The following is a 21,797-nucleotide window of genomic DNA, read 5'->3' as shown; positions in this document are numbered from 1 at the left end:
GCGTTCGGGGGCTCAGGGCTTCTAGCGTCAACGCACACCTACTCGGATCGGCACAGGATGAAATCGAGCGCGGGCACGGTGACCCGGACGCTGGCGGGGGCGGTCGCTGCCGTCGGGCAGGCACCGCGAGACGAGGACCATGCGACCGAGGCGGCGTCCACCTCGATGTTGGCGGAAATCTCGGAGGTCGACGTGTTGTAGACGATCAGGGTCTCTCCCGCCTCGCCGTCGATGCGGCGCGTGACGGCGAACAGGCCCGGTTCCTCGGCTGCGAACCGCACGGTCTGAAGGCCCCGGCGCAGGCGTGGGTCCGCCGCGCGCAGCCGCGCCATTTCCGAGATCGCGCGATAGAGCGGTGCTTCGGTGGAATAGGGGGCCTGGGCTCCGCCGATGATCCGGTCGTCGGCGTAGCTGGCGACCTGTGTAGGAAAGAGCGTCTGCCGAGCCCCGCCATAGCCGCCGTCGCCCGTGAATCCCTGTTCGTCGCCGTAGTAGATCGTCGGCACCCCCCGGCTGAACATGAGGAAGGCGTGGGCCAGCGTCGTGCGCGCCAGCAACTCCTCGTCCGAGATGTCGGGCCTCGACATCAGGATGAAGTTGCCGATTCGGCCCATGTCATGGTTGCCGAGGAAGGTCGGCAGAGCCAGCGCCGCCGCCTCCCCGCCCTCGTAGAGCACGTCGGTGGAGAACAACCGCGCCAGGGTGTCGGGCGCCGCATCGCGCGCCACGATCTCCGTCACCGTCGACTGGAAGCCGAAGTCCAGAACGGTCGGATAGCGATCGACCCGGGTGTAGCGGGCCAGCTGGGCCGGATCGACGTCATAGACCTCGCCGAAGATATGAAAGTTCGGGATGCCGTTGGCTTCGGCCCGTTCCAGCATGGCCGGGACGAAGGCCTGCCAGAACTCCGGATTCACATGCTTGGCCGTGTCGATGCGGAAGCCATCGACCTTGTAGCGATCGATCCAGTCGCCAAAGATCTCGATCATCCCTTCGATGACGCGCGGGTGCTCGGTCATCAGGTCGTCGAGGCCCGCGAAGTCGCCGTCCGTCGAGCTCTCGTTGCGAAACGTCGTGTCGCCCCGGTTGTGATAGTAGATCGGGTCGTTCAGCCAGGCCGGGACCTTCACCGTCTCCTCGCCCTCAGGGATGTAGGGCGTGTAGGCATAATCCGGCCGTGTCAGGCGCTCGAAATTGGTCCCGTCAAATCCGTCGTTGATCGGCTCGCCGTCCACCCCGCCGCGCCGGGTGTAGGGATAGTCGGCCCGGCTGCGGTAGGCGCAATCGTTGGCCGGGCATTCCCGGTATCGGATCACGTCGGCCGTGTGGTTGGCGACGATGTCCATGTAGACCTTCATGCCGCGCGCATGGGCGGCTTCGACCAGGGCCGCCATGTCGTCATTCTCGCCGAAGTGAGGATCGACCCGGGTGAAGTCGGTCGCCCAGTAGCCGTGCGCGCCCGAGAACTCCCGGCCCGGCTCGCCCTGAACCGGCTTGTTCTTGAAGATCGGCGCGACCCAGATGGCGGTGGCGCCCAGGCCCTGGATGTAGTCCAGCTGCTGCATCAGGCCGACAAGGTCGCCGCCCTGGTAAAAACCGGCGTCGGTCGGATCGAAACCATGGTTCAGCCGTCCGCCCGGTATTCCGCCCGTGTCGTTGGAGGTGTCGCCGTTGGCGAAGCGGTCGGGCAGCAGGAAGTAGATCACCTCGTCCTGGGGCAGGCGCTGTCTGTAGGTGGCATCCGCCTGGGCCAGGGCCGCCGGTGCTGACAGGGCGGTCGCCGCAGCCAGCATCGCCAGGATGCCGCGTCTCCTCGCGCCCATGGACGCCCTCCCTTGCTTCACTCCCGGCCGGACGCGACGTGGCAAACCGGTCTCTTTGCAAGATTTTGCAGCGATGTTTCCCCGTGTCAATCCTGCAACGATGCGGCTGTGACTCAGGACTTGTGGACATGGTGCGCCGCAATAACGGGCGATATCGCCTCCGGGACGGCATGACGCATTTCCGACAGGTTGATTACGGGCTTGCAAGGACGCGCAAACTTTGCATAGATTTGCGAAGCGGGACGGGATCGGTTCGATAGAAACGCGAGACGTCCGCAGGGAGGAAGAGAATGAGCCATCGCACCAACACGCGCGCCCGCCTGCTGTCGGGAGGCGCCATCGGCGTCCTCGCCGCTCTGGCTTTTGCCGGCGCCGCCCACGCCCAGACCGCGCCGCAGGACGAGGACGCGACCGAAGTTGACGAGATCATCGTCACCGGCATTCGCGCGGCGATCCAGAGCTCGATCGCGGCCAAGGCCCGCAACACCTCGATCGTCGAGGTCATCACCGCCGAGGACATCGGCAAGCTGCCGGACGTGTCGATCGCCGAATCGCTGGCGCGGCTGCCTGGTCTGACGGTCCAGCGTCTGGACGGCCGGGGGCAGCTGATCTCGGTGCGGGGCCTGGGCCCTGACTACACCACCGCCCTCCTGAACGGCCGCGAGCAGGTCACCACCGGCGACAACCGCGGCGTTGAGTTCGACCAGTATCCGTCGGAACTGCTGAGCGGCGTGACCGTCTACAAGACGCCGGACGCCCAGCTGATCGGCCAGGGTCTGGGCGGCACCGTCGATCTGCAGACCGTCCGGCCGCTGGCCTTTGGACGCCAGGCGCTCGCGGCCAATGTTCGCTACGAGCTGAACGACATCGGCGCCCTGAACGCCGGTTCGACCGATGAGGGCGTCCGTTACTCGGTCTCCTACATCGACCAGTTCCTCGATGGCACCCTGGGCATCGCTCTGGGCTATGCCCACATCGAAAGCCCCTATCAGTCCGAGCGCTTCAACGCCTGGGGCTATCCCAACGCGTCCAACGGGGCCTTCGTCATCGGCGGCACCAAGCCCTACGTCATGTCGTCGGAGCTTGAGCGCGACGGCTTCATGGGAACCCTGGAGTTCCGTCCGAACGACCGCTTCCACACCACGGTCGACGCCTTCTATTCCGAGTTCCAGAACACCCAGATCCTGCGCGGGATCGAGTTCCCTCTGGCCTGGGGTGGGTCTTCAGGAGCGTGTGGCACGCCACAGGTCCAGACCCCGACCTGCCGACCGGGCCCCGTCCTGACCATCAATACGACCGAGGACGGGTTCGTCACGGCCGGGTCGTTCTCCAACGTCAAGGGCGTTCTGCGCAACGACGTGAACACCCGCGACAGCGAGATCCTGTCGGTGGGCTGGAACACGGTGTTCAACGCGACCGACAACTGGTCCTTCATGGCCGACCTGAACATGTCGCGGGTCGAGCGGACGGACGTGGTGCTGGAGACCTACGCGGGCACGGGACGCGATGTTGCTGGCGCGCTCGATACGCTTGGCTTCACCATCAACGACGATGGCGTGCCGCGCTTCACCAGCCAGCTCAACTACGCCGATCCGAACCTGATCCGCCTGACCAGCCCTCAGGGCTGGGGCGGGGACATCATTCCCGGCGGCCAGGACGGCTATCTCAACAACCCCTCGATCGAGGACGAGATCAACGCGGTCCGCCTCGAGACGCGCTATGACTTCGGCGACGAAACGCCCTTCAGCCGCCTGACGGTCGGGGTCAACATCTCCGAGCGCGAGAAGACCTTCGTCAACGACCAGTTCTTCCTCGGCATTCCGGGGGGCGGGTCGCCTATGGTCCCCACGGCCTTCCTGCTGCCGGCGACCCAGTTGACCTATCTCGGCCTTGGCGGGGTGCTCAGCTATGACGCCCTGGGCCTGGTGAACTCCGGATTCTACAACCTCGTGCGCAACCCCAATGCTGACGTCCTGTCGGGCAACTGGTCTGTGACGGAGAGGGTGGACACCGGCTACGTCCAGCTGGGGATCGACCACATGCTGGGCTCCATGCCCCTGCTCGGAAACATCGGCGTCCAGTATGTGCGCACCGACCAGAGCTCGAACGGCTTCGCGGCGTCGGGCACCGGGGCCAGCACGGCGTCCGTCCCCGTCAGTGGTGGGGCCGAGTACGACGAAATCCTCCCGGCGGTGAACCTGATCCTGGAGATGCAGCCGGACTTCTTTGCCCGCTTCGCGCTGGCCCGGACGCTGGCCCGGTCGCGCATGGACGACATGCGCGCCTCGCGCAACTTCGGCTTCAACAACACCTTCAACATCCCCGGTGCCACGCCGGATGTGAACTCGCCCTGGAGCGGGGGCGGCGGCAACCCCGACCTGCGTCCCACCACGGCCAATGTGGTCGACCTGTCGTTCGAGAAATACTTCGCGGATCGCCGCGGCTACGTCTCGCTGGCTGGCTTCTACAAGGACCTGGAGACCTTCGTCTTCAACCGGAACCAGATCTTCGATTTCACCGGTTATCCGACAGGCGGGATCGTTCCGGTGATCAACCAGGGTGTCGTCTCGGCCCCGGATAATGGTCAGGGCGGCTACATTTCGGGGGTCGAGTTCGCGGTGTCCACGCCGTTCGACATCTTCCACCCGTCGCTGGAAGGCTTCGGGGCCCAGTTGTCGATTTCGCAGACGTCCTCCGAGATCAAGCCGGACGGCCAGAACGCCACCGCTCTTCCCGGCCTGTCGGAAACGGTCGCCAACCTGACCGTCTACTACGAGAACAACGGCTGGCAGCTGCGTGCGTCCAACCGCTATCGCTCCGACTTCCTGGGCGAGGTCGCCGGCTTCGGCAACGGCCGCACCCTGCGCTCGGTCGCGGCGGAGAACATCGTCGACGCCCAGATCGGCTATGAGTTCCAGTCTGGGATCCTGGAAGGGGCCAGCGTCCTGTTCCAGGTCAACAACCTGACCGACGAGCCGTTCAAGACGTTCCAGAACGGCGACGAGCGCCAGACGATCGACTTCCAGCAGTATGGCCGGACGTTCCTGTTCGGCATCAACTACCGCTACTGATGATCGACCTTGGCCGCCCATCCCCCCGAGGGGCGGCCGCCTCCTCCTGAGGCAACCTGGCCGCGCGGATCCGCTCCGCGCGGCCATTTTTCTGTCTGGACGCGACGCGCGAACCGCGCGACTCCTTGATCCGTAACCGTTTGCGGGCTGACGCCGCCCGATCCCATCAGAGGCCGCCAACCATGACGACCGAAACCGCCGCCGCGCCACCCAAGGGCACGGGCCTTGCCTTCGCCTATGTGACGACGCTGTTCTTCGCCTGGGGTTTCGTGACGTCGCTGATCGGCCCGCTGATCGCCGCCGTGCGCCGGGTCTTCGAGCTATCCTATGCCGAGGCGACGCTGACGACCTTCGCCTGGTTCATTGCCTATGGCATCGCCTCGATCCCGGCTGCGGCCCTGCTGGCGCGGCTGGGCTACAGCCGCGCCATCATCTTCGCCCTTGTGACTATGGTCGCAGGCTGTCTGATCGTGCCCATCGCCACGATCGTCGATTGGTATCCGGGCGTGCTGATCGCCCTGTTCGTCATTGCGTCGGGCGTGACCCTCCTGCAGGTCGGCGCCAATCCTCTGGTGGCCGCTCTCGGTCCCCAGAAGAGCTCCCACGCACGGCTGAACTTCTCGCAGTTCTTCAACTCGCTGGGTACCACGCTCGGGCCGCTGCTCGCCGCGCCGATCCTGCTGACGGGGGGCGTGTTCGCCGCCGACGCCGTCATCACCGATCCGGCGGTGCGGGCCGAATCGCTGCGCAGCATCGATATCGCCTTCCTCGCCGTCGGCCTGTTCTTCGCCGTCGTTGCCGCATTCATCTTCACGGCGCGCAAGACCATCAACGCCGCTGCCCCGGCCCCGACCGCCGAGGACCGCATGTCACCCCTGGTGGCGCTGAAGTCGCCCTGGGCCGTCTTCGGCGCGCTCGCCATCTTCTTCTACGTCGGCTCGGAAGTGACCATCGGCGACCTGATGACGGATTTCCTGCATCGGCCCGAGATCCTCGATATTCCGATCGCCCAAGCGGGCCAGTTGGTGGCCTTCTACTGGGGCGGGGCCATGGTCGGACGCCTGATCGGCGGTCTGCTGATGCTGACGTCCATCCGCGCCAGCACGATCCTGATCTTCAATACGGCGGTCGCGGCGATCCTGTGTCTGGTCGTCACCCAGACGGGCGGAACCACCGCCGCCTATGCGGCCATCGCCATCGGCTTCTTCAACTCGATCATGTTCCCGACCATCTTCACCCTGACGCTGGAGCGGTCGACCGCGCCGGTACCGGCCACGTCGGGCCTGCTGGTCTTCGGCATCATTGGCGGAGCCATCCTGCCGCCGATCGCGGGGTCGATCGCGGACAACTCGGCGACGCTCAACCCGCTCTTCTACGTGCCGATGGTGGGCTATCTGATCCTGGTCGCCTTCGCCCTCGCGGCATCGCGGGCCAAGACCCATTCCATCGCGGCGTCGGGCACTCCTGGCGGGCACTGAGGCACGTCAGGGATTCTCCGGGCTGACAGACGCGAGCGCGCATTGTAAGCGGTTACACTCCCAGTATGGAGGTCCGCGTATTCGTGTCTCGTCTTCCCTGCCGTCGCAGCGTCCTGATGGGCGCGGCCGCCCTGGGCGCTAGCATGCTCATGACCGCAAGCCAGACTCGCGCCCGTGTCGCCACCCACGCCGAGCGCATCGAGGCGCTTATCGCCCGCATGACCATCTTCGAGAAGGCGGGTCAGCTGAACCTGGTCGGCGACCCGTTCCGGTTCCGGCCCCAGGATGTCAATCCGCTGGACGGCCAGGGCGACCCGGCGCGTATCACCGGCCTGATCCGCGAGGGCAAGGTCGGCAATCTGTTCAACGGCATCGGTGCTGAGGCCGGCCGCCGCATCCAGACGATCGCGGTCGAGGAGACCCGGCTGGGCATCCCTCTGCTGTTCGCCGCCGACATCATCCACGGGCTGAAGACGGTCTTCCCGGTCCCGCTGGCCGAAGCCGCCGCCTTCGATCCGGACCTCGCTTACCGCACCGCCCGGGCGGCGGCGCTGGAAGGCGCTGCGTCCGGCGTGCACCAGACCTACGCCCCCATGGTCGACGTGGCCCGCGACCAGCGCTGGGGGCGGGTCGTCGAAGGGGCCGGCGAGGATGTCTGGCTGAACGAGGTCCTGGCCGCCGCCCGTACGCGCGGTTTTCAGGGCGAGCGGGGCCTGGCCGACCGCGACGCGCTTCTGGCCACGCCCAAGCACTTCGCCGCCTATTCCGCCGCCGCCGGTGGGATGGACTACAACACCACCGACATGTCGGACTCGACCCTGCGCGGCATCTATCTGCCGCCATTCCAGGCCGCCTTCCAGGCCGGGGCCTTGTCGGTCATGACCGGCTTCAACGACCTGAACGGCGTGCCGGCGTCGGGCAACCGCTATCTGCTGACCGAAATCCTTCGCGAGGAGTGGGGCTTCGAAGGGTTCGTCGTCTCCGACTACACCTCCGAACAGGAGCTGATCGCCCACGGCTTCGCCGAGGACGGCCGGGACGCCGCCCGCATCGCCCTGATGGCCGGCATCGACATGTCGATGGTGTCCGGCCTGTTCCTGGAGCACATCCCCGATCTGGTCGAGAAGGGCGATGTTCCCATGGCCCGCGTGGACGAGGCGGTCCGCCGCGTCCTGACGACCAAGGCGGCCCTGGGTCTGTTCGACGACCCCTATCGCGGCTGTGACCCCGAGCGGGAGCGCATCGTCGTCGGCTCGCAGGCGCACCGGGACCTGGCCCGCGAGGCCGGGGTCAAGTCGATCGTCCTGCTGAAGAACGAGGGCGTCCTGCCGCTGAAGCCATCGGGTCAGAAGATCGCCCTGATCGGGCCCTTCGCCGACGACGTCGAGAATATCTTCGGTCCCTGGACCATCTGGGGCGACGAGAGCCGTCGCATCTCGCTGGAGGCCGGTTTCCGTGCGGCGATGGCCGAGGCCTCGCTGCTGACCGTAGCCAGGGGCTCGGATGTCGAGACGGCGCTGGAGGGCGGCATCGACGCCGCGGTCGCCGCCGCGCGCGATGCCGACGTCGTCGTCCTGGCGCTCGGCGAAAGCACGCGCATGTCGGGCGAGGCCCAGTCCCGCACCGAGATCGATGTGCCTGCCCCTCAGCGCGCCCTGGCAGAGGCCGTTTCTGCGCTCGGCAAGCCTGTCGTCGTTCTGCTGCGCAACGGCCGGGCCCTGGAGCTGTCCGGCGCGGTCAAGGACGCCGACGCCATCCTCGTCACCTGGTTCCTCGGCGGAGAAATGGGTCACGCGGTGGCCGACGTGGTGTTTGGCCAGGCCTCGCCGTCCGGCCGCCTGCCGGTCAGCTTCCCGCATCGCTCGGGCCAGCAGCCCTACAGCTACGACCACAAGACCACGGGCCGCCCGGCCGACAACAGCCTGGCCAGCCAGGAGTACGTCGCCCGCTACCGCGAGACGACGAACACGGCGTTGTATCCGTTCGGCCACGGCCTGACTTACGGCGACGTCCGCTATGGCACCGTCACGCCCGCTCAGGCGTCACTGTCCTGGAACGGCGAGGTCGAACTGTCGGTGGAGGTCACCAACGCGGGGGGCCGCGCCGTGGAGGAAACGGTCCAGCTCTACATTCGGGACCGCGTGGCCAGCCTGACCCAGCCGGGGCGCCGGCTGCGCGACATCCGCAAGGTCGCGCTGGGCCCCGGAGAGACCCGAACGGTTCGCTTCACCCTGCGCCGCTCGCAACTGGAGTTCATCGGCGCCGAAGGTCGCTCGACGGTCGAACCTGGCCTGTTCGACGTCTGGCTGTCGGCCTCGGCCCAGACGGGCGAGCCCGCAACCCTGAGGCTGACCCCGGCTTGAACCTGGCGCGCGGGCGGGCGATGACGAGCCGATGTTCTCGCGCCTTTTTCAGAAGCCTGGTCGTAAAGGGCCCGCGCGGACTCCGGACGATTGCGTCGTCTGGGCCGTCGGCGATATCCACGGCCGGTCGGATCTGTCGGGACCGCTGATCGCGGCGATCCGCGCCGACCTCGCCGCCAGCGTGGCGGCCCGGCGGGTTCTGGTCTTCCTCGGCGACCACGTCGATCGCGGCCCGGATAGTCGGGGCGTGCTGGATCAGGTGGTTGAGGTCGCGGCCGATCCTTCGCTCGAGGTCCACTGCCTTCGCGGCAACCATGAGGACCGGATGGAGGCCTTCCTCGACGATCCGTCGCTGGGACCCGGCTGGTGCGACTACGGCGGGCGCGAGTGCCTGATGAGCTATGGCGTCGTGCCGCCGGCCATGCGCGGCGATGCGGTCGGCTGGGTCGAGGCGTCCCAGGCGCTGCGGGCGGCCTTGCCGGACAGTCACCTCCGCTTCCTGCGACGCCAGGGCCACAGCGTCGCCATCGGAGACTATTTCTTCGCCCATGCCGGGGCGCGGCCCGGCGTGGCGCTGGACGCCCAGTCGCCGGACGACCTGATGTGGGTGCGTCAGGAGTTCCTCGATCATCCCGCGCCGTTCGAAAAGGTCGTGGTCCACGGCCACACCCCGGCGGACGCGGTCGTGTCGGACGCGCGCCGGATCGGCGTCGACACCGGTGCCTATGCGACCAATGTCCTGTCCGCCGTGCGGCTTGAAGGGGAAACGCGCGTGCTGCTTCAGGCGGCGGGGCGCGGCGAGCGGGTATCGCTGTCGACCCGACCCTTATCGGTCTGACGCGCCGATCGCGCCCGAAGCGCTGTCACGATGTCCCGGGCGATGAGGCCGGACAGGCTCCACGGCTCGATCAGATAGCGCCGCGCCAGCCGCTTCGGGTCGTGCACCAGCCGGAACAGCCACTCGACGCCCATCCGCCCCATCCAGCGCGGGGCCTCGGCCTGCGCTCCCGCCTCATAGTCGAAGGCGGCACCGACCGAGAAGATCACGCAGTTGGGCAGGGCCTCGAGATTGTTCAGGATCCACAGCTCCTGACGCGGCATGCCCATGCCGACGAACAGGATGTCGGGGGCGAAGGCGCGGACCTGCTCGACCACCGCCGCGTTCTCGGCCGAACCCGGCGTGGCGTCGAAATAGCCGTCCCGGACGGCGATGTTCGCGCGCGGATGCTGTTGGCTCAGCCGGATGCGCGCGGTTTCGACCACATCGGGCGCGCCGCCGACATACATGACCCGCCAGCCGTTGCGGTTGGCCAGGCTCCAGAAATGCTCGCGCCAGTCCAGATAGGTACAGCGGTGAAACGCTCGCCCGTGCAGACCCAGCGCCTTGGCGAAGTGGATCAGGGGGGTGGAATCCACCTCCACCAGATCGGCCCGGTCGAAGAACCCCTGCAGCTGCGGATGCTTCTGCAGCAGGGCCAGGGAGTTCAGATTGTGGTTGGCGACGATGGCCTTCCGACCCTCGGCGATCCAGGTCTCGACGTGGTGCAGAACTTCTTCCGGCCGCACCAGGTCGACGGTCTGGCCCAGCAGCTGCACCCGCTCGCGCGCGCGGCGCGCTCTCCGGAACGGGCGACGCGGTTCGGCCCGCCGGTCGTCGGCGAAGGCGGCGTCGGTCAGGGCGTGGGCGGCGTCGGCCATGGCTGACCCTGCCCCGGCTGCCCTCAAGGTCCGGTAATCGAACAGGCTTAACGCACCGGCAGCACTCGCATTTCATGGCTTGCGAACCCGTGCCGCTGGGCTATGGCGTGCGGGTCATCGCGGTCGGAAGGGGTCTTCATGCGCGTCACCATGATCGGCACGGGCTATGTCGGCCTGGTCTCCGGTGCCTGCTTCGCCGACTTCGGCCATGAGGTCGTCTGCGTCGACAAGGACCCGTCCAAGATCGAGCGGCTGAACCGGGGCGAGATTCCGATCTTCGAGCCCGGCCTCGATGAACTGGTCGCCAACAACGTCAAGGCGGGCCGCCTGTCCTTCGCCGTCGACGGCGCCGAGGCCATCCGCAACGCCGAGATCGTCTTCATCGCCGTGGGCACGCCGACGCGCCGGGGCGACGGCCATGCCGACCTGTCCTACGTCTATGCGGCGGCGGAGGAGATCGCCGGACTGATCGAGGGCTTCACCGTCGTGGTGACCAAGTCGACCGTTCCGGTCGGCACGGGCGACGAGGTCGACGCCATCATCCGCCGAACCAATCCGGATGCCCACTTCGCGGTCGTCTCGAACCCGGAGTTCCTGCGCGAGGGTGCCGCCATCGAGGACTTCAAGCGCCCCGACCGCGTCGTGATTGGTGTCGAGGACGAGCGAGCCCGGGCCGTCATGGCCGAGCTCTATCGCCCGCTCAGCCTGAACGAATTCCCGGTGGTCTATACTTCGCGGCGGACGTCGGAGCTGATCAAGTACGCCGGCAACGCCTTCCTGGCGATGAAGATCACCTTCATCAACGAGATCGCCGACCTGTGCGAAAAGGTCGGCGCCGACGTGCAGCAGGTCGCCAAGGGCATCGGTCTGGACGGCCGCATCGGCTCCAAATTCCTGAACCCCGGCCCTGGCTATGGCGGCTCGTGCTTTCCGAAAGACACCATCGCCCTCGTCCGCACGGCCCAGCAGTACGAGGCCCCCGTCCGCCTGATCGAGACGACGGTGGAGGTCAATGATGCGAGAAAGCTCGCCATGGCCGATAAGATCCGCCGCGCCGCCGGCGGCGACATCGCGGGCCAGACTGTCGCCATCCTGGGCCTGACGTTCAAGCCGAACACCGACGACATGCGCGACAGCCCCAGCCTGTCGATCATCCCCGAGCTTCAGCGCATGGGCGCGACGGTGCGGGCGTTTGATCCCGAGGGCATGGCCGAGGCGCGACACCTGCTGAGCGACGTCCACTTCGCCGATGGCCCCTATCAGGCGGTCGAGGGGGCCGACATCCTGGTCATCCTGACCGAGTGGGACCAGTTCCGCGCTCTGGACCTGAAGCGGATGAAGACGCTGATGCGGCGGCCGTTGCTGGTCGACCTGCGCAACATCTATCGCCCGCATCAGGCCCGCAACGATGGCTTCGAATACGTCGGGGTCGGAAAGCCTTGAGCGCGGGCCCCGTCCTCGTCACCGGGGCGGCCGGCTTCGTCGGCGTGCATGTGGCCCTGCGGTTGCTCGAGCGCGGCGAGACGGTCATCGGTGTCGACGACTTCAACGCCTACTATGATCCCTCACTGAAGGACCTGCGCGCCGCGCGGCTTCAGGCCCATCCGGGCTTTCGCATGGTGCGCGGCGACATCGCCGAGCCCGATCTGATCGCCGGCATCGTCCGCTCCGAGGGCGTGCGTCGCGTCGTCCACCTCGCGGCCCAGGCCGGAGTCCGCTACTCGCTCGAAAACCCCTTCGCCTACCAGCGGTCCAACCTTCAGGGCCATCTCGCCGTCCTGGAAGCCTGCCGCCATGGTGGGGTCGAGCATCTGGTCTACGCCTCCTCCAGCTCGGTCTATGGCGACCGGCCACTGACGGGGCAGGGGTTCCGGGAAGAAGACGCGGCGGTAACCCCGGTGTCGCTCTATGCCGCGACCAAGCGGTCCTGCGAGCTGCTGAGCCAGAGCTACGCCTCGCTGTACGGCTTCCCCCAATCGGGCCTTCGATTCTTTACCGTCTATGGCCCGATGGGGCGGCCCGACATGGCCTACTTCGGCTTCACCGAGGCCATCATGGCTGGTCGGCCGATCGAGGTCTTCGGGCAGGGGCGCATGGCGCGCGACTTCACCTACATCGACGATATCGTCGACGGCGTGATCGGTGTGCTGGATCGTCCTCCGGCGCAGGGCGGCCACGAGATCTACAACATCGGCGACAGCCATCCGGTCGGCCTGATGGACATGATCGCGACGCTGGAGCGCCTGCTGGGGCGCGAGGCGGTCAAGGTCATGCGGCCCATGCAGCCTGGCGACGTGACGGCCACCTATGCGGACGTCACCCGGCTCAACGCCCTGACCGGCTACGCCCCCAAGGTCGAGCTGGCCGAGGGCCTGGACCGCTTCGTCCGATGGTGGCGCGACTGGCGCGGTGTCTGACCGTGGTGGAGCCATCGCCTTCGCCGCCTGGCGCTTTGGCCGCGGCAGGGCGAAGGAAAGCTGGCGGCCGAAACAGCGACCGCTCCGACAGCTCGAGGCCTATCTTGCTTCGATCTCGCGGCTGAAGATCCGCGAGACCAGGGTCCAGTTGACCAGCAAGGACAGGGCGGCCGCTGCGACGAGGATGGCGGCGGCCGTCAGGGTATCCGAGGCCCTCATCCACAGGGTCAGACCGGCGATCGCCGTCAGTCGGACGCCCAGGGCGATCAGCGCCGAAGCCGCCGTGGCCGCAAGCCGACGCAACGACAGGCGGCTTTCGCCGGTTCCAAAGGCCCAGGTCTCGAACAGCAGGTAGTTGGTGAGGAGGGCGGCGACGAACCCGCCCGCCGCCGCCAGCGTCAGGTCCAGCCCGATCCACCGGTTCAGGATCAGCGCCAGACCAAGGTCGATGCCGAAGCCGACCACGACCACGGCGAGGTAGCGCCAGGACCGCCTCATGCGAACACCGCCTCGGGCCGCACGTCGCGCCACCGCTCGTCGATGGCGGGCAGCGCCTCCAGCAGGTCGAAGACGTTGTCGAGTTTGGCCCCCAGAATGCTGACCATGCGAGGGCAATCGGCGTGCCGATGAATCAGGATCGGGCGGGCGTCGTCGATCTCGTTCTGTGTTCGCACCGTCTTGACGTCCCACAGCGATCGCTCATGCCGCGCCTCGATCATGCACGGGAGGTAGCGCGCTGCATCGAGGATCATCTCGCGCGCCCGCGACTGACGCGGCAGCGTCTCGGCGATCGACCGCGTGGGCCCCGTGCGGTCATCGGTCCATGCGGCATGGGGCGTGTAGCGGACATGCGTCAGGGAATGCAGGTCTTCTGCCGGATAGGGCATGGTCGAAAAGAAGGGACCGTCCATCACCGTGATGGCGAGGTTGGACAGGTCAGGGGGCGGTGCCACCAGCGCGACCTCAGCCCATTCATGCTTGATGGCCAGCCCTGGAAGGCTGGACGCGAGCGCCAGATCGTTCAGGCCCGCATAGGTGACGTTGAACGCAGCATCTGCGATGAAGTCTCCGCCGCCCGTTTCGATGCGCAGGCCGGTTTCCATGTTGGCGATCCGGCGAGCCTCCAGTCCGGTTCGCACGACGACGCCAGCAGCATCCAATCGTTGGGCAAGGGACTGGCGCAAGGCTCGCCAGTCGAAGGCGAACTCCTGGCAGGCATAGACCGCCTCGATCTGCTCGGGGTCGAACAGGGCGGTGTCAGCGCGACTGGCCTGGGTGAAGGGGGCTTCCAGCGCGTGGAACAGGGCCGAGAAGCGCGACGCGGTGACCTTCGAACGATGCCGGGCCACGGCGTAAAGCATCCGGAAATCGCGAACGATCGCGTCTGGAAAGGCCGCGGTGAACCGGGCTTGCAGAGCCCGCGACCGGCGCGCGGTGATCATGCTGCGCGGATAATGAAATCCCGTATGCACCCTCGCCTGATTGACCTTTGAAGCTCGGGTCAGAAGCTCTGGCTCGCGTTCCAGAAGCAGAACGCGGTCGCAGGCGGTTCGGAGCACCAGGGCAAGGCAGCAGCCGAAGAAGCCGCCGCCGATGACCACCGCGTCCCAGGCCGGCCGGCTCATGTCGGGTCGAGCCTTGGATGATAGGCGCGGGTAATGGTCCGCCACAGCACGACCAGGAGATCAAACAGGGGACGAAACCCCCGGATCTTGGTCGGAATGGCTTCGCCTTTCGGATAGACGCGTGACGTTGGGACCTCGCGCACGCGATAGCCCAGCTGCGACGCCCGCACGGTCAGATAGGCCAGGAGTTCATAGCGCACGAAGACGTCCCGAAACGGCTGGACGCGGGGATCGAGCAGATAGTCGCGCGAATAGGCCCGATAGCCTTGGGTGGTGTCGGTCAGCCATCGCCCGGCCGCCAGACTCAGCACGGGCGCATGGATCAGCCGGATCGCCAGGGTACGCAGCCAGGGGGTGTTTTCCTCATGTCCGCCGCGTATGTACCGGGATGCCTGGACGTAGCCATAGCCGTCGTCCAGCGCCGCCAGGAATCGCGGCACGGTCTCGACCCCGTCCTTGCCATTGCCGTCGATGGTCACGACGCCGTCGTAGCCCTCATCGAGCACCCACGCGTAGGCGCAGCGCAGTTGCGCCGAAAGGCCCCCGGGGCCCCGCTTGGTCAGGCAGGCACGAACGCCCAGAGCCCGGAGGCATTCAGGATCGGTAGAGCCGTCTGTCGAGCCGCCGTCAGCGATGACGATATCCGCCGTCATGTCGAGGCCAATCGACTTCATCAAGGCCAACTGACCCCGGATCCGCTCTCCTTCGTTCATGACCGGTATGACCACGGCATGGCGGGTGCGACGGGCCTCGAAGACCTCGACGTCGAACACGGGAACGCTCCAGTTTCGCCGCGCAAGTTCGCTGCCTGGCGTCATGGGCTGGTCCCGTTGGAGCCGTCGTTCAGCGCGACGTTGAGCAGATCGGCCTCCCTGAAGAAGCTGACAGCCCCGATCTCCTCGATCACCTCGTCGCGCTGGCGGCTGTCGATGAGTTCAAGAAGCCGGGCCTGGGCCAGAGAACCGATCGCCGCCCATAGCGACAGGAAGGCCGTCAGGCCGCTGAGCGCCATGGAGATGGTGAACCAGCCAGGCTGAAGCTGTTCGATCAGCAGCAGGGCACCCACCGCATAGGCCGCATAGCCGATGGATGCGATCAGCGTGAACACCGCGATCAAGGCGAAGCCCTTCAGGAACCGGGGTCCGGACGCGGAAATCAGCTCCACGAGCAGGTCGATCCGGCGTCCCCTCAGCAGTCGGTCTGTCAGATGGCGGTCGTCAACCAACTTGCGGACATAGCGTTCAGGCGCGCGTTTCGCCTCGAATCGAAGATCGAGCCCTGCCGTCGGGCGCGCCAGAAGCCGCGTCAGACTGGTCCGGGGGAGTGCGATCGTTCGAAGGTCGCGCGTATCGACGCGGTATCCCGAGAGCACACGCAAGGGCCCGTGAAGTGCCAGCAGCTCTGTCCTCGCTGTCCGCCGCGCGCCCATCACGATGCGTCCGGTGGTCAGGGCCTGCTCAGCAAACGCGGTGAGGTCCAAGCGCGCGGCTTCGTTATGGTCGGTCAGGACCACAACATCGCCCAGCGCCTCCGCCGCCGCCAGTCGACGACGTCGATAGGGATTGGTGCCGTCGGCAACGATCAGAATGCGCAGATTGGTCAGTCGCGCCAGATCCCGGCCGGCTGACAGCACCTCTGGCCGATGGGCTTCGCCGATGACGAGGATCACTTCGTAATGCCGGTTCCTCTCGGCCAGATGCCCCACAAGCTCGGTCAGGCGCGCAGGCAGGCCTTCATCCCTGTCACCGACGAGACAGAAGGAGGCGAGGTGTTCCACCGTCATTTCTGGTCGCCCTGGCTCTGGCGAATGGCCGTCTGGGCCCGCTGCACGCCGGTCACGAGGCGAGCCAGGTTGTCCCCTTCCGTGGATCGCATCTCGATGGAGGTCCAGTGACCACAACCAACCCTGCGCAGGGCTGAGAGAATTTCGGTCAGACGAGACACCTCGGCAGGTGCCAGAGCGAGCTCCGGTTCGCTGATGTGCACGTGACCGATGACGTCCGCTGTCCTTGGCAGGGTGTCGAGGGTCGATGCCGTTTCCCCGTTCATGGTCAGGGCTCCGATATCCAGATTGACCTTGATGCAGGGGTGGCCGAGCCGTTGGACGAATGCGACCGTCTCGGCGAACGTGTTCAGGAAGTTCGCACCATAGGCCCTGGGGATCGGTTCCAGCGAGATCCTGGTTCCGATCGCACGGCAACGGTCGCCCAGCCGATAGATGAGATCGATGGCCATCTGTTCGGCGGCGTCGTGATCGAGATGATCGGGAATCCTGCGCGCGGCGGGAGATCCGAGCACCAGGTTCGGACACCTCAGTCTTCCCGCCAGATCAATGGCCGCCTGCATGCCGGTTTCGAAGACCTGTCGCCCGATCTTGTCCCCAAACAGGCTGGCCTGGTGCTGTCCGAACAGCAGCGACTGCATGGAAACCAGTGCGAGGCCGCGTCTCTCCAGGCGGGACCGCCACGAATCGATGACGGCCTGGTCGGGCCTGACCGGATCGGGCTGTCCGGCAAACGCCAGTCCCGGAGCGATTTCCAGTCCTTGGACACCGAGAGCCTGAAGTCGATCAAGTGCGGCTTCGTCCTCGTCCGTCCGCCAGGCGATGTTCGATACAGCCAGCTGCATCACCAGCACCCTGCGTCCCAATCCGTCTGGATCGCCTCGATCACCTGTTCGCGGGAGCGCAGATAGGAGCCGATGCCGCCCAGGGCTTCGGCATGAAGCGTGCGCATGTCCTCCGTCCGACGAGGGGCCTCGCTGAGGGCGAGAGGGCGCCCTGTCAGACGCTCGCAAAGATCGCCCGCGCGCCAGGGCTCTACCGCCAGGTGGAGCAGATCGAGATCCAGGGCGACTGCTGCCGATATGTCATCGGCGAGGCTGCCCAGCCCGTAGAACTGAAACCGGCTGTCGGGATGGGTGAACGCCGTCGCGCTGAACCCGGCGTCCACGACCGCCTCGATCAGGGCCGCACCCTCTGGATGATCCGACAGGGCGTCGCGGTCCAGTGTCATCAGGCCGGTCGCCGTGTCGGCGATATAGACCGTCTGAAGCGTCCCGGCGGGGCCGCCGTGCAGTCGAGCCCGCAGGATCTCGAAACGATCCGGCTTCAGGAAAGCGGGCATGGGGTGGCGCAGGTCGAAGAGAAAGTTCTTCCGAAGACCCGGGCCGAACACGGCCGGAAGGCGCAGGATCAACGTCCGGAAGCGTTCGGCGAGCGCAGTCTCCAGCCAGCGACGATGCCGACCATAGGCGAGGGTCGTCTCGAACTCCGTCGTCGTCTCATCTGCCCCGGCCGCTGGATCGGCAAGCACCGCGATCGTTGAAATGAGCACCAGCCGTTCGATCCTGGCCCTGGTCAGCGTGTTGACGAGGCTCTCCAGGTTCGCCAGGTCGCGGACCGGGTCCGCATTCGCCCGCCACATGGTCGCTGGCGCGCCGGCGCAAATCACGGTGTCGAACGTCTCGCCAGAGATGCGGTCGATGGTGGCTGACGCATAGGCCGCATCGAAAGCGACATGGCTTGCGAGCACGCCGCCCACGAACCCAGTCGATCCAATCAGCGCCGTGCGTCCCCAGCTGGGTCGCGCGTCCCTCATGCCAAGCCCCACCTCAGTCCCCGGGCCAAGTTTAACGGCTCGCGGACGTTTGGGACAGCCTTGGACCGTGGCTGGTCTACCCGCTGGTCGAACGTTTTCGTTCCAGCCACCAAAGGCTCGTCAGAGCCGCGATCAGCCCTAGAAACCAGGGCCAGGGAGACCCATCAGTCGTCTGGCGCCACGCCGCCTGTTCCCGCTCCACGGCGGCATGGGCGAGGTCCAGCGTCTTGGCTCCAAGCTCGGTGGCGAGGAGGGACGGTGCCGCATCCGCACCATGGACATAGACCAGACCGAGCTCGGTCTCGCCTCGCATCACGGCGTGCCAGCCGGCGTCCCGTGGCCAGATGGCGGCGCAACTCGACGGCCCAGCGCGCGCATCCAGAAGGGGTTGGGTCCGGGCCCCGGTCGGGGCGATCATGACGTCGTCTTCGGAAATCCCGCAGAGGCTGGCTCTTTGCCCGGCCCGGGCCATCCCGTCGAGCCGAGGGGACGGCTGCCCTTCGCCGCGCGCCAGCACGGAGAACATGCGGCTCCACAAGGCATCGTAGCGCTCTGACTGGCCCGAGAGGACCAGAGCGTAGCTATTGGCCACCATCCACACGCCGACGCGGCCAGCGCCAAATGGCCGCCAGGTCGCGAGCGGCACCCCGTCTGGGTCGCTGAGCAGCGTTGCCGACTCGGCTCCAGCCTGGACGAAGTCCCGGCGAACCAGTTCGGGAACCGGTGCGGCCGTGTCATCTGGGGGAGTTGGGTCGGGACGGGTCCCGGAGGCGGCCTCCACCGCAAGGGGGCGCAAGGTCTCGCCGCCCGTCAGCGGCGCACCCAGCGCTGCCCAGTCGCTCTGCGTGGTCTGCGACAGAGGCCCCGTCGGCCGCAGCAGCAAGCCCATTCCACCCGCGACCGCCGCGCGAACAGCGGCGCGTTCGTCGCCGCCGAGCATTTCCCAGCGGCGTTCGTCGATGACCAGCAGATCGGCTTCGGACAAGCGGGCGGTGGTGATCGGCACCGGTCGAACGGTGAGATCGACACCCGCGCCCAAGGCCAACTGTAGGGATAGATCGATGCCGATGCCTTCAGCCCAGCGGCGAAGGAAGCGAAGCTCGGGACCCGGCGCGCCAGCCATGACGACGACGCGAGGCGGCGAGTCTTCGCGCGTTTGCAAGGGAATCTCGATCCGCTCCAGGACCTGCCCACGAGCATCCTTCAGGCGAAGGTCAAAAAGGGCTGATCCGGCCGCGCGCGCCGCCCCCTGCACAGCGAAGCGAGAGCCTGATGTCACCGGCATGCGCGCGACGACGGCACCGGAAGGGTCGACCAGTTCCACGGTGCCGCTCGCCACGGAGCCTACAGAGCCGCTGACAGTGAAGCGCGCGCCCGGCGCGACGGGCTGCGGGAGCTCAAGGTGAGTGAAGCCGATGGGTGGCCTCGCGAGATCGAAGTCGACAGGCCGGTCGACCGTCCATTGGTCTCTGGCGACCAGACCGTTGCCGAGCACGCGCAGCCGACCAGCCTCTGGATGACGGCGAAGCGCCGTGGCGAGGTCCGGAACCCTCTCGCCCACGCCGAGAGAGGCCTCGGGAAGGCTCACGATCACATCACCGGGCCGAGCGTCCACTGCAACTGGAGCGCCGGCGGTTCGCACCACCATATGGCCGCTGCGAAGACCCACATCGGGTGGGTCAAGCGTCAGATAAAGCAGCGCGGCAGCGAGCAGATTCAGGGTGAGCAGGGCGGGGAAACGCCAAGATGGCCCTGCCGCGCCATGAGGGGCTCCGCGTCGCCAGAACGCAAGGCGGATCAGGCCAATGGCCACCCCGGTGGCGATCAGGAAAACCAGCCACAGGTCGGACGGCCCGCTCATCGGATGGCGTCCAGATAGCGGCGACCGCGCGCCGGTGGTGTGGCACGACGTTCGACGGCCGTGGCGCGAGGCTGGATGGCGCTCCACAACAGCACGCGCAGGCGGCGCCGGCAGTCTGCGCAGGTGGGTTCGGACCGCACCGTGTCGATGGCGGCGCGGAGCGACAAGGGGTCGGCGATGCGGCCTGCGTTCTGCCGCACCCAGGCGTCCAGGGTCTCGAGCTCCAGTCCCGGGCGCGCGCCGGGCCGGTCCTCCAGCGCACGCCACGCGGTCACGGCCGGGCTCTCCGGGCCGCGTTCCGGGGCGGGGGCAAGAGCGCCTGCGACGATGTCGTCGCGTTCGCCGGTCAGGCGGCGCGACATGTCGACGGGCGGCAGGTCCGAGCCAACGCGGCCCAGGAAGATGCGCGTGGCCTGCTGCGCTTCCTTCAGCAGGTCCAGAGCGCGGTAGGCATGGGGCAGGGCTTGCGCCGGTTCGCCCTGTCGCAGAGCCCGTTCCGAGGCCCACATGGCGTCCAGCGCCTGGGACAGGGTGGATCGTGTGCCGGGGTCAAACAGGGTCGCGGCATCGCCGCTATCATGGGCATGGCCGAATTCGTTCAGCACATCCACCGCCGAGCCGAAGAAGCCGCCACCCTCCGGGGCCGGGCCATGGTCGTGGCCATCGTCGTAGCTGTGGCCCTCTTCCAGGGGGGGCCGCTCTGGGGTCCGCGCCGGAGTTTGGGTCGTCGAGGCCGCCGGGGCGTCATTGGTCGGCAGCGGCGCCACCACCGGGCGCGCCGGGGCGTCGTTGGTGGGAAGGGCGTTGCCGACCGGCTCGTTCTCGCCGCCGAGGAACTGGCCGTAGCGGTTGCGCAGGGTCGCCTGGTCGCCTCCGAGCGCGTTGGACCGGCTGATGAAGGTCTGACGGTCCAGCCGCCGCTGCTCGGCGATCAGGGCCTCGGCGTCGATGATGATCTGGCGCTGGCTGCGGAAGTAGGCCGGCAAGACCGATTGAGCCATGCCGTCCAACCCATCCGCCAGACCCAACGCCGAGGGCCAGCGCAGGATGACGCTCGGCCCCTCGACCCTCTGGGCCCCGCTAGGCCGATTGTCGGTCACGATCAGCTGCACGATCATGTCCGAGGCGGGCTCCATGCCTTCGCGCGCCAGGTCGAAGGTGACGGCGAATCGCCGTTGCCGCGCTTCTCCGGTGCCTGCGATACCCCGCGTGGTCTCGGTCACCGTGACCTGTTCGCCCTCGCCCTTGGCCAAGGTGATGCGCAGGGTGGCGGCGGACATCACGCCGTAGTCGTCCGACGCCTCGAACACGACGGTCCAGCGGGTCTGGCCCGGCGCGATCTGGACCAGCTGGCTGTCGGGCTCGATCAGGCGGATGGCCGGCGGGGCGTCGGCGACGACGTCGATGCGGCCCAGCCGCTGGCGCGCCAGATCGGGGGCCTCGACGCGATAGAGGAAGGGTTGGCTGGCGATCCGGCTGGCGAACCAGGCCTCGCCGGTTCGGACGAGCGGAAGGGGCGCGGCCTCGGGGAAGGACAGGGCGGCCGAGGCCGGGGCGGGTGACAGGCCGACGGTCCATTCCAGCCGAGAGCCCTCCGGCACGCTGGCGTCCAGCGTCGCCTGCTCGCGGGCGGGCAGACCGGTGTAGGCGGGCGGGACGATGCGCAGGCGGAACGATGTCAGGACGGGCGGACCGGATGCGTCTGGCGCGGTCGGATCGGTTGAGGCGGCGCTCTCGGTGCGGGCGGCGGGCCACAGCAGGATCGCGGCGGCGAGAACCACAGCCGCCGCCCAGGCGACGGCGATGGATCGCCGGGACCAGGGCGGGTTCAGGTCGAGGCTTGCCGCCTCTCCGGCGCGAGC

The 21,797-nt window shown here is 67.4% G+C and carries 16 protein-coding genes; 6 read left to right on the top strand and 10 right to left on the bottom strand.

The genetic code is table 11. From position 1 onward, the window contains the following. Nucleotides 1–38: 38 nt before the first annotated feature. Nucleotides 39–1,823, bottom strand: coding sequence for an alpha-amylase family glycosyl hydrolase (locus tag IP78_RS10815; RefSeq protein ID WP_054111696.1), 1,785 nt, complete (start codon nucleotides 1,821–1,823; stop codon nucleotides 39–41). A gap of 290 nt (nucleotides 1,824–2,113) precedes the next feature. Between IP78_RS10815 and IP78_RS10810 the strand changes: the two genes are divergently transcribed. From IP78_RS10810 to IP78_RS10795, 4 genes are all read left to right on the top strand, one after another. Continuing rightward, the gene (locus IP78_RS10810; RefSeq protein WP_054111695.1) at nucleotides 2,114–4,894 is read left to right on the top strand and encodes a TonB-dependent receptor; all 2,781 of its coding nucleotides are present in this window, start codon (nucleotides 2,114–2,116) and stop codon (nucleotides 4,892–4,894) included. Nucleotides 4,895–5,076: 182 nt separating this feature from the next. Then, nucleotides 5,077–6,372: a glucose/galactose MFS transporter gene (gluP, locus tag IP78_RS10805; RefSeq protein WP_054111694.1), complete on the top strand. Its 1,296-nt coding sequence runs from the start codon at nucleotides 5,077–5,079 to the stop codon at nucleotides 6,370–6,372. Between the two features lie 143 nt (nucleotides 6,373–6,515). Continuing rightward, a complete protein-coding gene (locus IP78_RS10800; protein WP_054111722.1) occupies nucleotides 6,516–8,735 on the top strand; it encodes a glycoside hydrolase family 3 N-terminal domain-containing protein in 2,220 nt (739 codons plus the stop codon). 31 nt (nucleotides 8,736–8,766) lie between these two features. Next, nucleotides 8,767–9,573: a metallophosphoesterase family protein gene (locus tag IP78_RS10795; RefSeq protein ID WP_054111693.1), complete on the top strand. Its 807-nt coding sequence runs from the start codon at nucleotides 8,767–8,769 to the stop codon at nucleotides 9,571–9,573. Here the strand turns inward: IP78_RS10795 and IP78_RS10790 are convergent. Further along, complete coding sequence (locus tag IP78_RS10790; RefSeq protein WP_054111692.1) at nucleotides 9,516–10,433, bottom strand: WecB/TagA/CpsF family glycosyltransferase; 918 nt, start codon at nucleotides 10,431–10,433, stop codon at nucleotides 9,516–9,518. The two genes, IP78_RS10795 and IP78_RS10790, sit on opposite strands and share 58 nt — an antisense overlap. A gap of 138 nt (nucleotides 10,434–10,571) precedes the next feature. Here IP78_RS10790 and IP78_RS10785 point away from each other — a divergent pair, with 138 nt between their 5' ends. Continuing rightward, nucleotides 10,572–11,876: a UDP-glucose/GDP-mannose dehydrogenase family protein gene (locus tag IP78_RS10785; RefSeq protein WP_054111691.1), complete on the top strand. Its 1,305-nt coding sequence runs from the start codon at nucleotides 10,572–10,574 to the stop codon at nucleotides 11,874–11,876. Continuing rightward, nucleotides 11,873–12,850, top strand: coding sequence for an NAD-dependent epimerase/dehydratase family protein (locus IP78_RS10780; protein WP_054111690.1), 978 nt, complete (start codon nucleotides 11,873–11,875; stop codon nucleotides 12,848–12,850). Before IP78_RS10785 ends, IP78_RS10780 begins: the two co-directional genes overlap by 4 nt. A gap of 99 nt (nucleotides 12,851–12,949) precedes the next feature. Here IP78_RS10780 and IP78_RS10775 read toward each other — a convergent pair whose 3' ends face one another. From IP78_RS10775 to IP78_RS10740, 8 genes are all read right to left on the bottom strand, one after another. Continuing rightward, complete coding sequence (locus IP78_RS10775) at nucleotides 12,950–13,348, bottom strand: GtrA family protein (RefSeq protein WP_054111689.1); 399 nt, start codon at nucleotides 13,346–13,348, stop codon at nucleotides 12,950–12,952. Beyond that, nucleotides 13,345–14,475: an FAD-dependent oxidoreductase gene (locus tag IP78_RS10770; protein WP_054111688.1), complete on the bottom strand. Its 1,131-nt coding sequence runs from the start codon at nucleotides 14,473–14,475 to the stop codon at nucleotides 13,345–13,347. Before IP78_RS10770 ends, IP78_RS10775 begins: the two co-directional genes overlap by 4 nt. Further along, nucleotides 14,472–15,293 (bottom strand): glycosyltransferase family 2 protein, encoded by an 822-nt coding sequence (locus tag IP78_RS10765; RefSeq protein WP_054111687.1) that lies wholly within the window; start codon nucleotides 15,291–15,293, stop codon nucleotides 14,472–14,474. Before IP78_RS10765 ends, IP78_RS10770 begins: the two co-directional genes overlap by 4 nt. Beyond that, entirely contained in the window at nucleotides 15,290–16,258 is a 969-nt protein-coding gene (locus IP78_RS10760) for a hypothetical protein (RefSeq protein ID WP_054111686.1), read from the bottom strand. The genes IP78_RS10765 and IP78_RS10760 overlap by 4 nt, the downstream gene beginning before the upstream one ends. Continuing rightward, a complete protein-coding gene (locus IP78_RS10755) occupies nucleotides 16,255–17,103 on the bottom strand; it encodes a sugar phosphate isomerase/epimerase (RefSeq protein ID WP_231680993.1) in 849 nt (282 codons plus the stop codon). Before IP78_RS10755 ends, IP78_RS10760 begins: the two co-directional genes overlap by 4 nt. Then, nucleotides 17,103–18,074, bottom strand: coding sequence for an NAD-dependent epimerase/dehydratase family protein (locus IP78_RS10750; RefSeq protein ID WP_156320375.1), 972 nt, complete (start codon nucleotides 18,072–18,074; stop codon nucleotides 17,103–17,105). Before IP78_RS10750 ends, IP78_RS10755 begins: the two co-directional genes overlap by 1 nt. 76 nt (nucleotides 18,075–18,150) lie before the next feature. Next, nucleotides 18,151–19,935 carry a hypothetical protein gene (locus tag IP78_RS10745; RefSeq protein WP_054111683.1) on the bottom strand — a complete coding sequence of 595 codons (1,785 nt, stop codon included), beginning with the start codon at nucleotides 19,933–19,935 and terminating at the stop codon, nucleotides 18,151–18,153. Next, a partial coding sequence (locus IP78_RS10740; RefSeq protein WP_054111682.1) for a DUF4175 family protein occupies nucleotides 19,932–21,797 on the bottom strand: 1,866 nt, incomplete at its 5' end. The genes IP78_RS10740 and IP78_RS10745, both read right to left, overlap by 4 nt.

Source organism: Brevundimonas sp. AAP58, from assembly GCF_001295975.1.
GTDB lineage: Bacteria > Pseudomonadota > Alphaproteobacteria > Caulobacterales > Caulobacteraceae > Brevundimonas.
This window is presented reverse-complemented; position numbering and strand designations above follow the sequence as displayed.

What these genes read in the sequence shown, in the direction of transcription:
- IP78_RS10815 (WP_054111696.1), bottom strand. Translation starts at nt 1,823, where the DNA reads ATGGGCGCGAGGAGACGCGGCATCCTGGCGATGCTGGCTGCGGCGACC.
- IP78_RS10810 (WP_054111695.1), top strand. Translation starts at nt 2,114, where the DNA reads ATGAGCCATCGCACCAACACGCGCGCCCGCCTGCTGTCGGGAGGCGCC.
- gluP (WP_054111694.1), top strand. Translation starts at nt 5,077, where the DNA reads ATGACGACCGAAACCGCCGCCGCGCCACCCAAGGGCACGGGCCTTGCC.
- IP78_RS10800 (WP_054111722.1), top strand. Translation starts at nt 6,516, where the DNA reads ATGCTCATGACCGCAAGCCAGACTCGCGCCCGTGTCGCCACCCACGCC.
- IP78_RS10795 (WP_054111693.1), top strand. Translation starts at nt 8,767, where the DNA reads ATGTTCTCGCGCCTTTTTCAGAAGCCTGGTCGTAAAGGGCCCGCGCGG.
- IP78_RS10790 (WP_054111692.1), bottom strand. Translation starts at nt 10,433, where the DNA reads ATGGCCGACGCCGCCCACGCCCTGACCGACGCCGCCTTCGCCGACGAC.
- IP78_RS10785 (WP_054111691.1), top strand. Translation starts at nt 10,572, where the DNA reads ATGCGCGTCACCATGATCGGCACGGGCTATGTCGGCCTGGTCTCCGGT.
- IP78_RS10775 (WP_054111689.1), bottom strand. Translation starts at nt 13,348, where the DNA reads ATGAGGCGGTCCTGGCGCTACCTCGCCGTGGTCGTGGTCGGCTTCGGC.
- IP78_RS10770 (WP_054111688.1), bottom strand. Translation starts at nt 14,475, where the DNA reads ATGAGCCGGCCGGCCTGGGACGCGGTGGTCATCGGCGGCGGCTTCTTC.
- IP78_RS10765 (WP_054111687.1), bottom strand. Translation starts at nt 15,293, where the DNA reads ATGACGCCAGGCAGCGAACTTGCGCGGCGAAACTGGAGCGTTCCCGTG.
- IP78_RS10760 (WP_054111686.1), bottom strand. Translation starts at nt 16,258, where the DNA reads ATGACGGTGGAACACCTCGCCTCCTTCTGTCTCGTCGGTGACAGGGAT.
- IP78_RS10755 (WP_231680993.1), bottom strand. Translation starts at nt 17,103, where the DNA reads ATGCAGCTGGCTGTATCGAACATCGCCTGGCGGACGGACGAGGACGAA.
- IP78_RS10750 (WP_156320375.1), bottom strand. Translation starts at nt 18,074, where the DNA reads ATGAGGGACGCGCGACCCAGCTGGGGACGCACGGCGCTGATTGGATCG.
- IP78_RS10745 (WP_054111683.1), bottom strand. Translation starts at nt 19,935, where the DNA reads ATGAGCGGGCCGTCCGACCTGTGGCTGGTTTTCCTGATCGCCACCGGG.